General features: G+C 63.6%; 12 protein-coding genes. 3 read left to right on the forward strand and 9 right to left on the reverse strand.

What is annotated here, in order from left to right; all coding sequences use genetic code 11:
* Positions 1-343: 343 nt before the first annotated feature.
* A complete protein-coding gene (locus GUI70_RS21545; protein ID WP_161884342.1) occupies positions 344-727 on the forward strand; it encodes a VOC family protein in 384 nt (127 codons plus the stop codon).
* A gap of 249 nt (positions 728-976) precedes the next feature.
* Here the strand turns inward: GUI70_RS21545 and GUI70_RS21550 are convergent, their stop codons facing one another.
* A complete protein-coding gene (locus GUI70_RS21550) occupies positions 977-2,110 on the reverse strand; it encodes an AI-2E family transporter (RefSeq protein ID WP_161884343.1) in 1,134 nt (377 codons plus the stop codon).
* Positions 2,111-2,222: 112 nt separating this feature from the next.
* Here GUI70_RS21550 and GUI70_RS21555 point away from each other — a divergent pair, with 112 nt between their 5' ends.
* Positions 2,223-2,972, forward strand: coding sequence for an RNase H family protein (locus tag GUI70_RS21555; RefSeq protein ID WP_161884344.1), 750 nt, complete (start codon positions 2,223-2,225; stop codon positions 2,970-2,972).
* Between the two features lie 14 nt (positions 2,973-2,986).
* Here the strand turns inward: GUI70_RS21555 and lysS are convergent, their stop codons facing one another.
* The 8 genes from lysS to GUI70_RS21595 form a co-directional block, all read right to left on the reverse strand.
* On the reverse strand, positions 2,987-4,561 hold the full coding sequence (gene lysS / locus GUI70_RS21560; RefSeq protein ID WP_161884345.1) for a lysine--tRNA ligase: 1,575 nt from the start codon (positions 4,559-4,561) through the stop codon (positions 2,987-2,989).
* A gap of 558 nt (positions 4,562-5,119) precedes the next feature.
* Complete coding sequence (locus GUI70_RS21565) at positions 5,120-5,542, reverse strand: META domain-containing protein (protein ID WP_161884346.1); 423 nt, start codon at positions 5,540-5,542, stop codon at positions 5,120-5,122.
* Positions 5,543-5,828: 286 nt separating this feature from the next.
* Entirely contained in the window at positions 5,829-7,610 is a 1,782-nt protein-coding gene (locus GUI70_RS21570) for a putative bifunctional diguanylate cyclase/phosphodiesterase (protein ID WP_237725102.1), read from the reverse strand.
* A 401-nt stretch (positions 7,611-8,011) separates the two neighbouring features.
* Positions 8,012-8,707 carry a YqhA family protein gene (locus GUI70_RS21575; RefSeq protein WP_161884347.1) on the reverse strand — a complete coding sequence of 232 codons (696 nt, stop codon included), beginning with the start codon at positions 8,705-8,707 and terminating at the stop codon, positions 8,012-8,014.
* Positions 8,708-8,828: 121 nt separating this feature from the next.
* A complete protein-coding gene (locus GUI70_RS21580; protein WP_161884348.1) occupies positions 8,829-10,595 on the reverse strand; it encodes an ATP-binding protein in 1,767 nt (588 codons plus the stop codon).
* Entirely contained in the window at positions 10,592-10,795 is a 204-nt protein-coding gene (locus GUI70_RS21585; RefSeq protein ID WP_161884349.1) for a hypothetical protein, read from the reverse strand. The genes GUI70_RS21580 and GUI70_RS21585 overlap by 4 nt, the downstream gene beginning before the upstream one ends.
* 2 nt (positions 10,796-10,797) lie before the next feature.
* Positions 10,798-11,808 (reverse strand): NADP-dependent oxidoreductase, encoded by a 1,011-nt coding sequence (locus GUI70_RS21590; protein WP_161884350.1) that lies wholly within the window; start codon positions 11,806-11,808, stop codon positions 10,798-10,800.
* Positions 11,809-11,889: 81 nt separating this feature from the next.
* Positions 11,890-13,299: an MFS transporter gene (locus tag GUI70_RS21595; protein ID WP_161884351.1), complete on the reverse strand. Its 1,410-nt coding sequence runs from the start codon at positions 13,297-13,299 to the stop codon at positions 11,890-11,892.
* A 236-nt stretch (positions 13,300-13,535) separates the two neighbouring features.
* On the opposite strand from GUI70_RS21595, the gene GUI70_RS21600 reads away from it, so the two are divergent.
* Entirely contained in the window at positions 13,536-14,090 is a 555-nt protein-coding gene (locus GUI70_RS21600) for a TetR/AcrR family transcriptional regulator (protein WP_161884352.1), read from the forward strand.
* Positions 14,091-14,394 lie beyond the last annotated feature (304 nt).

The raw sequence follows: 14,394 nt of genomic DNA on the forward strand, positions 1-14,394 counted from the left end.
CGCCGCTCCTCCAGTTGGGGACGCGTCAGCCTTTCAGGTCGCCAAATCTGCGGCATAGCCGAAGGGTAAGCTGTTCCCAAATTACGCAGGTATCAGTAGTCTCAAATCCACTGTGCTGCAGAGACGGCTCCCAGTCCGACGCTGGGAGCCGTTTACGAGATCGCCTTCTCAGTCGCTGTCTGCACCGAATTTCGTCCACATTTCAGTGCATGGGCATTGACTACAGTTGCATACCGCGCTAGAATCTTTCCATCACCGCCTGAAGAGGGCGGATTTTTTTATGGCTCAAGGTGAAACGCGGCGACCCGGTTCGCCTTCGGGGACGTGCGCTAGGCTGAGCGCCATGACCTCAGCACCACCCGCCCGCCTCAAGCACGTCTCCTTTCTGACCGCCAACGCCGACGCCGTGAGCGCCTTCTACAGTCAGCTTGGCGCGCAGGTTGACAAGGACCTGATCACCTCCGAAGGCCTGCGCCGCCTGGTCCTGGGTTTTCCCGGCGGCGGCAAGCTGCAATTCTTTCAGGCGGCGGGCGAGATACCCACGCCCCACCCCGGCTGGCAGGAGCATATTGCCCTGTATCTCAGTGACCTTGAGGCCAGCGTGGGGCAGCTCAAGGCCAGCAGCGCAGTCTTCGCCCGCGAACTGACCCTCAGCCCCAGCGGCAACCCGATGGCCTTTGTCATGGACCCGGACGGACGACAGGTGGAACTGCTTCAAGCCGAATAAGCACGGAACCGGGTTTGTTTCGTCTGCCACTGGCAAACGAGCCGATTTGTATCCCCCATGTCCGGAGGGGTGTGCTGCTCTTCCGCTCGGTCCTGGGCACGCCTGCGCGCTTGGTCGGGTGAACCTGGTTCCAGAAAATGGTGGCCCGAGTCCACACAAGCACCCTCGGCCGGGCTGCTGAGCCTGCAACGGCGACAGGCGAAGCCGCATTCCACACCGGCTTCGCCTGTCGCCCTTCAGCTCCTCAGACTACGGTCCGTCTTTGTAGACCCGGCTGGGATAGTAGTATTCCTGCAAGAGCAGCTTGCCCAGCGCGGCCAGCGGCACGGCCAGCAGCGCGCCCACGATGCCCATCAAAGTCAGGCCCATCAGGATGGCGATGATGACGGTGACCGGGTGAAGATTGGTGGTGCGGCCCAGCACCATTGGCGAGAGGATGTGGCCCTCGACCTGGTTGGCGACCACGAACACCACCACCACCACGATCAGCTTGACGAACCCGCCTGCCGAAGCCGCCAGAAGGAGCGCCGGGGCGATGCCGATGACCACGCCCAGGTACGGCACGACGTTGAAGGCCCCGGCGATAAAGCCGATGGCCGGGGCACTCGGCACACCCGCGATGCTCAGCGCCACGCCGATGAAGACGCCCACGAAGGCGGCGATGATGAGCTGGCCCTTGAGGTAGCCGCCGACCGCCTGCCCGATATTCCTGGAAAGGTCGAGCACGAACGGCTGCCAGGTGCGCGGAAACAGCCGCAGGAAATTGAGGCCGAGCTTCTCGTAGTCGAGCATCATGTAGATACTCATGATTAGCACCGCGAAGCTCTCGCCGACGATGCCCGCCACGCTCAGCACGCCCCCGAGAAAGGCCCCGCTGTTGGCCTGCAAGTACGGCAAGATCTTGTTGAGATACGGCTGAATGTACTGCTGCAAACCCGCCGCGCCGTTCTGGGAGACTTTGGTGATCTGGTCGCTAACGCTGGAGAGGGCCGGAATCCGCTTGGTCAGCTCGATAAACCACGGCTGGGTCAGAAAATCTTTGGTGAGCGTGGGAAGGCGCTGCACCAGATCGGTGAGCTGGTTGACGATGGTGACCAGCAGTCCCGAGGCCAGCACCACCAGCCCGAAAATCACGACGACGGTGAAGATCACGCCAATGGCGCGGTCGATTTTGCGGCGCTCGAGCCACACCAGCATCGGATGGGACAGGTAAGCGATGATATAGGCGATGACGGCCAGGGTGATGATGTGCGCCACCGAACCGATGACCCGGTAGACCAGATAGAGCAGCAACAGAAACGTCGCCGCCCGGATGTATGGGTTGCGCCAGATGGCCCGGAAGGCGTTGTCAGGTGAAGCGCGGTCAGGCGTGGATGGCTGCAAAGGAAAGTCCTCCACAGGCATCATACGGGAGCGGCAGGCCTTTCCTCTGGCCCGCGCATCCGTCATCTGGCTGACGAAAGCGCTGGTCCGCAGGCACTACCTTGAGGGAGAAGTGAATCACGCGTTCGTGGACGGGAGTTTTGACGACGGAGCCGAGAGCGGTCAGGCCGGGCGCGGGGGCTTCGGCGTCGTGCTGATCATGCCAGGGCAGTTGCCGCAGCACGTGTACGGCCACACCCTGGCCCGGGACAACAACGCCACCGAGCTGCGGGCCGTGACCGAGGCGCTGCGCCACGCCCCGGCCCAGCAGCCGCTGACGGTACATACCGACAACCTGAATGTCTTGTCGGCCATCCGGCACGGCAGCCGCAGCACCAGCCAGCACGAGGAAGCCCTGCGGGTGCTGGAGGTGGCCGCCGAGCGCGGCATCACTCTGCATCTGGCGCGGGCGAAGCGTGAGCGCCGCCATATGCAGTCGGCCCACACGCTAGCCAACGACGCCCGGCTGGAGCGCGCCAGCTTGCCGCCGCCGGGCCCGCACGCCGAGGTCAACCTCAGCCACGCGCCCTGGAGAGACTCGGCGGTGGTCACGCTGCGTCGGGCCGGGGAGCGGGTCAGCGCCGAGGTACCGCACTCGCCCGGCGACGTTCTGGCCCGCAGTGTCCGGGCGCTGCTGATGGCGGTGCAACTGGCCCGGCCCGGCGAGACGCTGATCATCTCGCACGCGTCCAAGCTGGCGGCCGCGCTGTGGGAAAAACCGGGGCGGGCGCTGCCGGGCGGCGCACAGGAAGCGCTGCTGGCGGCCAAGGCCGAGGCCGTAGAGAAAGCGGTGCAGGTGATCTTCGAGCGCGTACAGACCTGACGGATACCCGCCGCTCAGCTCGGGGCCGCCTCCGGCATCTCGGTGTTCGCGCCGCCCGGCTGACCTTCCTCGGGCTTGAGCAGCGGAAAGAGCAGCACGTCGCGGATGCTGTCTTTGTTGGTGAGCAGCATGGTCAGGCGGTCGATGCCCATGCCCATTCCGGCAGTCGGCGGCATGCCGTATTCGAGGGCCAGCAAAAAGTCCTCGTCTTGCTGGTGGGCCTCGTCGTCTCCGGCGTCGCGGCGGGCCGTCTGGGCCTCGAAGCGGGCGCGCTGCTCTAAGGCGTCGTTGAGTTCGGAGTAAATCGGCGCGAGTTCGAAGCCCGCCACATACAGGTCGGTTCGCTCGGCCAGGCCGGGGCGCGAGCGGTGCACCTTGACCAGCGGACTGATGACCAATGGCATGTCGGTGAGGAAGGTGGGGTTGATCAGCTGGGCTTCCACATATTCGCCGCCAAGCTTGTCGAGCAGCTTGTAGTCCGGCACCTTGCGGAACTCGGGGTGCTCGGCGTCGCTCCACTCGCGCAGCTTCGGCAGGTCGAGCGGGTCGAAGTCCAGACCCGCCGCGTCCTTGAGGGCCGTCACGAAATCGAGGCGCTTGAACGGCAGGCTGAAGTCCACCCTCTGGCCCTGGTACTCGATGACCGGCTGGCCGTGCAGTTCCATCACCAGGCCGTGCAGCATGGTCTCGACCAGCGCCATCATGTCGTTGTAGTCGCCGTAAGCGAAGTAGGCTTCCAACATGGTGAATTCGGGATTGTGGGTGCGGTCCACACCCTCGTTGCGGTAGTTGCGGCCAATCTCGTAGACCTTCTCGAAGCCGCCGACCAGGAGCCGCTTGAGGTACAGCTCCAGGCTGATTCGCATCGAGAACTCGTGCGACAGGGCGTTATGAAAAGTCTTGAAGGGCTTGGCCTCGGTGCCGCCGGGCACGACTTGCAGGGTCGGCCCCTCTACTTCCATAAAGTCCTGGCCGTCGAGAAACTGCCGGATAAAGCGCACGATCTTTGAGCGGGTGCGGTAGGTGGCACGGCTGCCCTCGTTGATCATCAGGTCGAGGTAGCGGCGGCGGGCGCGCAGTTCCTCGTCTTGCAGGCCGTGAATCTTACTGGGCAGCGGGTGCAAGCTCTTGACCAGCGGCTGCCAGGTCTTGACTTCCAGCGTGAGCTGCCCGGTTTTGGTGATGAACGGCACGCCCGAGACGCCGATGATGTCGCCCAGATCGATCTTCTTGGTGGCGGCGAACTGCTCGGCGGTCTTCTTGCCGAAATACAGCTGAATGGTGCCGCTCTCGTCTTGCAGATCGGCGAAGGCCGCGCCACCCATGTGGCGAAACAGCATGATCCGCCCGGCCAGGCTGTAGGTCTCGTCGGCCCAGCGCTCGCCGTGTTCGCCGCTGGCCTGCTCACCCTGGGGATGGGCCTTCAAAATATCGGTAGTGTGGTGGGTCTGGGGGTAGCGGTAGGGGTGCGCCTCGAAGCCCGCTTCATTCAGGGCGGCCTGGTTGTTGAGGCGGGCGACGGTCTGCTCGTGAAGCGTGCGCTGAGGCTGAGCGTTGGAGTCGGGAGCGGATGCGGCAACGTCTGACATGCCGCCGAGTATAAAGCGTGACTTGCAGAGGTCGCCGGAAGCGAGGTTGTTGCGAAGTCAGGAATCTGCGCCAGCTCCTCCTCTCCCGCTCCGTTTGGGCGAACGACAATGCAGAACATGCCACACAGCCCGGTCATCACGGCCAACCCCGGTCGTGCCCTGGATGATAGAGAGGTGCTGGCACTGACTGGGAGCGTACGGGTCAGCGTCACACCCCACCAGTAGCGAGCAGAGAAGTCGCCTTCATGCTGGCGCTTATCACACCAGATCAGTACAACCGCAGCCCACCACAGCCGACCTAGAGCAAGAGGTCGCGAACACCCTGGTCGGTGTTTAGCGCTTGCATCCAGTGGTGCGGCCCCTCAAAGTGACCTTCCTCACCGAGCGCGGTTAAATCGACGATCAGTTTTACACGAGGTGGACGGCTTCAGCTCCGCTGTCGGTAGGCGTGAAGCTGCTCCAGGGTATGACAGCACGTCATTTTGCTTTGAAATGACTCGGGGGAAATAGCAGGGCAGGCACACTGCTCTGCCGCGCTCCCGAGCACTATTTTTGGGGCTACTTATGGGCAGGCGTGACGTAGCCGATCCGCTCGAAGACCAGGCGGGCCGTCTTGGAAAATAGCACCAGGTGCTCGCGGCTCAGGGTGTACTGGGTCACGGCGTTCATGGCCCTGTGAAAATCGCCCTTGACCGCGAACAGGCAGCGGACATTCGCCTTGGGGGGCAGCGCATCGATGTTGACCTGCGCCGTGTTGCGCTCGGCGCTGAGGGTGCCCCTGAACGTGCCGCAGCCGTACGAGCCGCTCAGTTGCCCGTTGACGATGAAAAGCCGCGTCTCCGGATTGAGACCCGCCACCGGTGTCGGCGCACTGCCGCTGAACTGAGTCAGTTGCCAGATGCCGTTGAGGGGCGCAGGATTGCCTGCCTGGGCAGTAGCGGTCCAGGGCAGGAGCAGGAACAGGAACACGAGTCGTCGCATGTCCCGAATCTGCCCCCCGCAAATGACCCAGATCTGACCCAGCGGGGGCCAGCGCGTCGACACGGCCCGCTGCGCATCGGTCAGGCTCTCGTCTGCATAGGCATCGCGACCGGCTTTCCCTCCCTGTTAACCAGAACGGTCAGGCCACCGCCCGCGAGGACAGCCTGCGTATCCAGCCGTGGGCAGGATTCGCTTGACCTCTTCGACAGTCAGTGCTACCGAGTGACCTTAAAGAAATCAAGGCGTTCTCCGGGCTACCTTTCTCATTCGCGTTCCAGATGCTCCATCAGGCGAGGGGTTCCGGGCGTCCAAACAGGTAGCCCTGAAAGTAAGTGCAGCCTACTTTTAGCAGCAGGGCTGCCTGCTCGGAGGTCTCGATGCCTTCCGCCACAGTCGGGAGTCCCAGCGCGGTGGCGATCGTCACGATTCCACGCACAAGTTCCAGCGCCTTGTGGCCAGCAGGGGTGTCCTCGCCGATCGGTGCAGTGAAACTCCGGTCAATCTTCACCACCTGCACTGGCAGATTCGTCAGCGCTGTCAGACTGCTGTAGCCGTTTCCAAAATCGTCCAGCGCCGTTCGTACCCCCAGCGTATTGATCTCCTTCAAGACCGCTGCAAAGCGGGGTTCCAGCATGCTGCTTTCCGTGAGTTCCAGCAAGACTCGCCGGGACTCGACGCCACTCTCCGTCAGAACCCACCGCAGATGCTCTACGAAGTCTGGCTGCCGGATCTCCACAGCGCTGACGTTGACCGACAGCCGCTGGAGTCGCCCTGATTTCAGGGTGTCGACCGCCTGACGCAGCACCCAGCGGCCGATCGGCACGATCAGCCCGGAGGTCTCGGCCAGGGGGATGAAGTCCAGTGGGCTGACCATCCCCGAGGGCCGTACCCAGCGGAGGAGCGCCTCGTGGGCCACCACAGCCCGACTCTCAGCATGCACAACCGGCTGGAAGTACAGCCGCAGTTCTTCACGTTCGAGGGCCCGGTGCAGGGCCGTCAGGCGCTCCACTTGCAGGGTACTCCGCTGGTCCTCTTGCCTCTGAAAGGCCGTGTGGCCTCCCCCAGCCTGCTTGGCCCGGTACATGGCAGCGTCTGCATGGCCCAGCAGGGCGTCGAGTTCCCTCGCGTCGTCCGGGTACACGCTCAAGCCCAGACTCCAGTGGACGAACACCTCCTGATCTCCGATCAGGAACGGAAGTGCGAAGCTGTCCTGGAGGCGCTTCGTCACCAGGGCGATGTCCACGACCGAGCGAACATCAGTGAGCAGCAGGACGAATTCATCGCCGCTCATGCGGGCCACCACGTCGCTGGTCGCCGTGGCTTCTTTCAAGCGGCGCGCGACATCCTTGAGAAGATTGTCACCGGCAAGATGCCCGAAGGTGTCGTTGATCAATTTGAAGCGGTCGAGGTCAAGGAGTCCCACCACCACCTTCTCTCCGGACACGTCGGCGCGCCGACAGGCCTCAATGAGTTGCTGACGAAACTGTACCCGGTTCGGGAGACCGGTGAGTGCATCGTTCATCGCCATGTGACTGACGTCGTAGAGCGCCTGACGCAGCTTCAGCTCAGCCATTGCCATCTGCGCGAAGGACGCCAGAAGGTCCTGGTCTTTCTCACTGAATTCCCGAGGTTCCGTTCCGATGAGGCAGAACGTGCCGAGCTTGTATCCGTCGGGCGTAATGAGGGGGGCACCCGCGTAAGACCGGATGTGCGGCTCGCCGAGCACGTTGGGATAGGTGCGAAATTGTTCGTGCTGGGTGGCATCCGGAACGACCATGACGCCGTCCTGAACGATGGTAACCGAGCAGAACGACTCGCTGCGGGGTCCCTCGGACGTCGCCAGGCCATAATTGGCCTTGAACCACTGCCGGTCCTCGTCAACAAGAGTGATCTGAGACATAGGCATGTCGAAGACGCGGACGGCCAGCTCCACCAGGTGGTCGAACTGCGCCTCCGGAGGCGTGTCGAGGATGCCGTAGCGGCGCAGCGCTGCCAGTCTCAGCTCTTCCTCGTGGGCCAGATCGACGTCTTTGGGTTCGATGGGGTCCATACCTTGGAAAAGCTTCAAGCAGCACAACTTAACGGAGACATGAGGCATCCTCGCTGACGCACGGTCACCTCCTTCTTACATCAAGATACGGAGGTTTAGGATGCCGCGATCTATGCCGCTGCTCCTCAGTCCAGAGCCAGCAGACGCAAGCGCATCTCATCGTCACAGAGAGGCCCCGCCCAGCCGTAAGCGGACGCTAACGCCGGGTCAAGCCGCTCGTCGTCACTGAGACGGAGTGGAAGACGGCGTTCTCTTCGGCTTCCCTGGAATCGGAGCCAAACCGTATGACCAGTGACGCAGCTTCCGAGGTGATGATCAATAGAATGCACCACCGCTCTGCCAAGCGCATCTGGCTGCTCAAAAGGTCTGGCGACAGCCCGGAGCCACTTGAACAGGAGCATCCTCCCGGCTCTCTGTATTCAGCCGTCGCCGCTGGACTGTGTTTTGCCCTCCAGTTCGTTCTCACTGATCACGTGCTGCTCGTTGTCCTCCTCAAAGAGTTGCTGCTTGGCGCGGGCAGTGATATCTGGGGCCTTTTCCTGCTGGGCGGTCTTGGCCTGATGGCTGTGGCGCTGAAAAAATACCAGGGCCGAGACCACCAGGGCCAATGCCCCACCGTACTGGAGGGTCGCCAGCGGCGCGTCCCAACGCACAAAATGCTCAAGGAAAGTCACAGCCAGAATGACGATCACGACACTGATGATCTTGTCTTCCAGATCGTTGAGGGTCTCGACGCCCAGCGACACACTGAGATTCAGCGGCGCGATGAACAAGCTGTAGAGGCCAACCCCGATGATATAGAACACCACGGCCTTGAGCATGGTGCCGACTATTTCCAGAAACGAGATGGTCAAGACGGTCGCGTCGACCTTTTCGGCCGCCAGACCGCCACCGATGACGGTTCGGATGGCCGACCAGATCCCGGTGCCCGCCTGCACCACCCCAATCAGAAAGAGGGCCACAGCCACCAGCAACACCGAGATCACTGCCAGCAACACGATGTAGCGCGAACGTCCGATGATCCGGCTGAAGGGGGTGGGCGGATGATCATTGAGAACAACGTCATCCGCCTCTGGAAGTGGAGAGATGCGTTGTGGGACCTGCTGCGATTTCATGGGGCCCTGATTCTACTGATCTGAGACCGATCCACTGAGCACTTCACCGAACCAATGGTGGTGAGAGGTGTCGCAGCGTCGGCTCTGTGGGGAAGGGGGTCCACCTCCTGGTCCCCTTGGTTCAGGAACCCGCTTTGGGCAGGGTGAAGCCGAAGGTGGCGCCTGTATCCAACTGGCCCTGGGCCATAACCGTGCCGCCGTGCCGGGTGATGATGCGCCGGGCGTTGGCCAGGCCCACCCCCGCGCCCTCGTATTCCGACTGGGCATGCAGGCGCTGGAACATTGAGAACAACTTGCCCTGGTACTGCGGATCGAAGCCCACCCCGTTGTCGCGCACCCACACCGTCCAGCGCTGCGACGACTCCTCGGCCCACACCTCGATCACCGCCGCCTGCCGGGTCCGGGTATACTTCACGGCGTTACTCAGCAGGGCCATAACCACCCGGCGCAACAGGTCCGGGTCGCCCATCACCGTGGGCAACCCGGCGACCTGCCAGCGGATCTGCCGTGCCGGAACAGTCGCACTCAACTCCTTACGAACCGTGTGCACCAGCCGACCCAGATCGACCCCGACCACTTTGAGCGGCTGCCGGGACGTGCGCGAGAGGTCCAGGATGCCGTCGATCAGTTCGTTCAGGGTGATGGCCGCCGTCTCGACGATCTGGAAGTAGCGCTCGGTCTTCTCCTCCAGCGGCCCCGGCAACGAGCGGCGCAGCAGACCGCCGAAGCTGAGGATGTGCCGCACCGGAGTGCGCAGGTCATGCGAGACCGAGTAGGTGAACGCCTCGAGTTCGTCATTGGACGCCTGGAGCAAGTCGCGCTGCGCCTGGAGCCGCCGGGTGGTCTCGGTGCGCTCGAGGGCCAGCTTGAGGCTGCGGCCCACTGACCGGAAGACGGCTTTGTGGTGGGGGGTCCAGCAGGCGGTGTCTTTGAGGCCCAGCGCGAAGATCGCCCGGATGCTGCTGTCCACGTGCAGCGGGTAGGTGCTGACACTCTGGTATGCCTCCGTCAGGGCGATCCGCTCGCGCTGCGGGTCCCAGGCGTCAACAAACACCGGCTCACCAGTGTGCATGAGCTCGGCAAACACCGGCGTGTCGAGCGGCAGCCCAGCCTCAAGCGAGGCCAGCAGCGCCAGATTGTCCTCCAAGTCACGGCTGTAGACCCGGAGCTTCCACAAGCCGCCTTCGATGACGTAGTAACAGGTGGTGCAGCCGGGAAAGAGCACCCCCAGCACCTGCCCGGCACGCTCAGCCAGGGCCAGCACGTCGCTCTCGCCGTCGGCCAGCTCCGTGAAGCGCACGAACGCTTCGAGCTCGGCGGTGCGGTCCTGAACCTGTCGCTCCAGATTACCCGAGAGCCGCGCGCGGTCGAGCGCCAGCGCGCAGTGCCCGGCCAGAGCCAGCAGAAAGTGTTCCTCGTCGGGGGTGAAGTGGTGGGGTTCCTTGAAGTCCAGCACGATTACGCCGATCGGCTGGCCGTTCTCGACCATCGGCAGCACCGCGCTCGCCACTGCCGCCACGCCGCCGGTCTGGGCCTCGAGTGCCGGATAGGCGTTGATCAGGTCGCCGCCGCCACTGAAGAAGAGTGGGGTGTTGGCGCGCAGGGCGTCTGGACCGGGGCGTGCGTCTTCCAGGGTGCCGTCCCGCCAGACGCTGGCGTCGTCGTGGCCACGCCGGGCCGCGACCTGCAACCGGTTCCCGGCGACCAGCAAGACCACCCCGGCGATGCCCTGAAGGGCTTGCAGGGCATCGTTCAGGATGATACCGAAGACCTCTTCCTGCACGCGGACAGCCGCCAGCGCCTGCGTCACATCCTGAAGGTGGGTGATCAGTTGCGCCGCTGGACTCGCCGCTGGCGGGGCAGGGTTCGGTCTGTGGGGATCGGTCATGGCTGAGAGGCAGTGTAGCCGCTGCAGGGCGGCGGATGCTCGGTGGTGACCGGCCCAGATGGGCGACGGGCGACTGACCCTTCCAGGAACGCGGCCAGACCGACGCGGCAGTGCTCGACCATCCACCAGACCGAGAACAGCGGCGGTTCGCTGAGCAGGCGGCTGATGCTGCTCAGCGTGATACCCAGCAGCTTCGTCAATCTCAGCTGGAACGCATCTGAACGATCACCTTACCAATCGCTTTGCCTTCCTCGGCGTAGGCGATGGCCTGTGGGGTTTGTTCAAACGGGAAAACACGGTCGAGGTGAGGGCGAACCGTGCCGTCCTCCAGCAACGGGTTCAGCTGCTCAAGTTGTACACCGTCCGCTCGCATAAACCAGTAGCGGTACTTTGCCCCCGCCCGTCTGGCTGCGGCGTGCGGCTTTGCTCCAAACACTGCGAAGACCGGCCACAGCAAGGGGTTGACCCGGCGGTGTCTGGCCAGCGCCACGTCTGGCCCGTCCGAGATAGACACCACCGTGCCGCCACGCTTGACACTCCGGAAGCTGAGCAGCAAGTTCTCCATGCCCACCGAATCCAGCACAGCGTCCATGTCGCGTACTTCATCCTCAAAGTGCTGGGTCTTGCGATCAATCACTGTGTCCGCACCCAATCCCCGCACGAACCCAACGTTCGCCGTGCTGGCCGTGGTGGTCACCTGCAACCCCAGGTGCTTGGCAAGCTGAATGGCTAAGCTACCCACCGCTCCAGCCCCAGCGTGGATCAGCACCGACTGTCCCCGCTGCAATCCCGCTGCTTCAGTCAGCAGTTGCTGGGCGGTCAGCAGCGCCATCGGCAGGCTTGCTGCTTCAACATGCGAGAGCGAGGCGGGCTTGTGCGCCACCGCCGACTCGTCCGTTACCACCTGCGCCGCAAAGGTTCCCAGGCGGTCGTCCCGCACGCGCGTGTAGACCGCGTCGCCTGGCTTGAACCGGCTGACCTGGCCGCCCACTTCGGCAACGACACCTGAGCCGTCGTTGCCCAGGACCAGGGGAAACCGGTAAGGCAGGAGGGCTTTGAGCGCACCGTCACGGATGCGCCAGTCCAGTGGGTTGACGCTGGCTGCGTGAATCTCGATGCGGATATCGTTGGGGCCGAGATCCTGAGCGGGGAGCGGGCCACGCTCAAGAACGCCTGGCCCGCCGTACTGACGAACGAAGAAAGCGTCAATCATGAACACTCCGGGGAAAGCTCGGGAGATGATGGAGACCGACTGCCGGGTTTCCGACCACCGCTTTCGAACACCGTTTGGTCTTCAAGCACTTGCCCTGAGCTGCTGGGGCCGGGTGTCCACCGAGAGGCACAGCAGGGCAGTCACCACGCACAGCGCGGCCTCCCAGCCGAAGACGGTTCTGAAGTCCGCGAGTTGCGCTGACGCGCCGCCCAGCAGCGCCACCGTCACGGCCACGCCCAGCACAGTGCCGATCTGGCGGATGGCCTGGTTGATCGCACTGCCGACCCCGAAGCGGGCTGGGTTGAGGCGGGAGACGGCGGCGGCAGAGAGAGAGGGCAACACCATGCCGGTGCCGACACCGGTCAGCAGCAGCGCGGGCAACCAGTGGGCCAGGTACGACGGCGTGGAGCCGGGCACCAGCACCGTCCACAGTGCGCCCGCCGCGAACACCAGACTCCCGCCGACCAACAGTGGACGGTGGCCCAGCCGGGCAGCCAGCCGCCCCGAGACCACCGAGGTCGGGATCACCAGCAGCGGGCCAGGCAAGATGGCGACGCCCGCTGCGGCCAGCGGAAGGTGCCAGATGGCCGACATGAACAGGAAGTATGAGAAGAACATCATTGAGAAGGCCATGCCAAAGGTCAGCGTCGCCAGGTTGACGAAGCGGTAGGTCAGATTGTCAAAGAGGGTGAGGTCAATCGCTGGAGCCGGAACCCGCCGCGCCCACCATACGAAGACCAGCAGGGTCAGCAGGCCCCCGATCAGCGACCCCAGCACCACCGCCGATGTCCAGCCCAGCGCTTCGGAACGCACCAACCCCAGAGCGACTGCACCCACGCTCACCATCAGCAGAAGCAAGCCGACCACGTCCAGCCGGGCAGGGACCCCTTCTGGCGGCGTGATCTTCAGGAGACGGCTTGCTCCCCAAACCGAGAGGATACCCAGCGGCAGGTTCAGGTAAAAGGCCCAGGGCCAGCCGCCCAGCTCGATCAACCACGAGCCGAGGCTCGGCCCGACCGCTGCGCCCAGCGCACTGACCGCTCCCCAGAGGCTGACGGCCACGGCACGGCGCTCTGCGGGAAAGGCCCCCAGCACCACGGCAAGTGAGGCGGGCAGCAGCGCCGCCGCTCCAACAGCCTGCAAAGCACGAAAGCCGATCAGCACCCAGACCTGTCCCGACAGTCCGCAGCCCAGCGACGCCGCGAGAAAGATGACCAGGCCAATTAGGAACATGCGTTTGCGTCCGTACAGATCGGCGAAACGTCCGGCGGGAACGAGCAGTACGGCGTAGACGACGGTGTAGGCGTTGAGAATCCAGGAGAGATCGCTGGGCTGGGCACCTGAGAAAGCGCTGGACAGTGCAGGGAAGGCGGCATACAGCACGGTGGCGTCAATGGAGATCAGCAGCACGGCGATGCTGGCCGTCAGAAAGATCGGCCAAGGGGACGGGCTGATCTGCGGCGTGATCTTGGCTGAGACCTGGCGGGTCACTGGAAGCCGCCCGGATCAAGAAAGCGCGTCTGATGAGGGCGGCTGATCACGAGGACGGCTGGAGCGAATGGGGCCATACAGGTCTCCTTGAAGGTGGCATCGCCACAGCGGGCATGCTTTTGTTTTAGATGACGTGTATCATCTAAAACAGATTAGTCTGATAATCTAAGCGATGTCAACCAAGGACCTGCTATCAGCAGTAAGGACGGTTGGAATCAGCTGTTAAAGGAGGCAACATGCCGAGAGTGTCCAGAGCACAGGCCGTTCAAAACCGGGAACGCCCCGTTCAAGCCGCCGAGCTGTTTCGCGAACGCGGCGTCGATCACGTCAGCGTGCAGGACATCATGGCCGCTGTCGGCCTCACCCACGGGGGCTTTTACCGGCAGTTCGAGTCCAAAGAGGCGCTGCTCCCGGAAGCGGCCCGCCACGCTTACGACAGCATGGCCGCCCGACTCACCGAACTCGACGCCAGTGTTGCCGACCACACCGCCGCACAACGCCGATTCATCCAGACCTACCTTTCCCCTTCCCACCGGGATCACCCTGGACAGGACTGCCCCACCGCCGGTCTGGTTCAGGACATCGCCCGCACCAGCAGCGCCGAGACCCGCGACTTGCTCACCAGCGGCGTGGCGGATCTCGGTGAGTGGCTGGATCAACCCGGACGCGATGGCCTGGTCACGGCCTGCACGCTGCTCGGTGCGCTGCTCGTGGCACGCGCTGCCGCAGGTTCACCTCTTTCCACTCAGGTCCTCGAACAGGTCAGAGCGGCGCTCATCTCCCCAACCTAATTGCCCTCTGTCAGAGCCGAGCATCTTTCGGATATCTAAGAGTTCGCTTGGTACGCATCCAGATACTTTTGCTGCGGTTTTGCAGGCGCAGCGCAGGCGCGGTTGGCACTACTGATACCTGCGTAATTTGGGAACAGCTTACCCTTCGGCTATGCCGCAGATTTGGCGACCTGAAAGGCTGACGCGTCCCCAACTGGAGGAGCGACGTCTGTTCGCGGAACCCTACATCCGAGAGGACAAGCTCAGTTCCGCACAGCTCGCTGAGCTGTGCGGCGTGGGTTCCAGCACTGTCCGAAAATGGCGT

This window comes from Deinococcus alpinitundrae (assembly GCF_009982895.1).
Classification (GTDB): Bacteria; Deinococcota; Deinococci; order Deinococcales; family Deinococcaceae; genus Deinococcus; species Deinococcus alpinitundrae.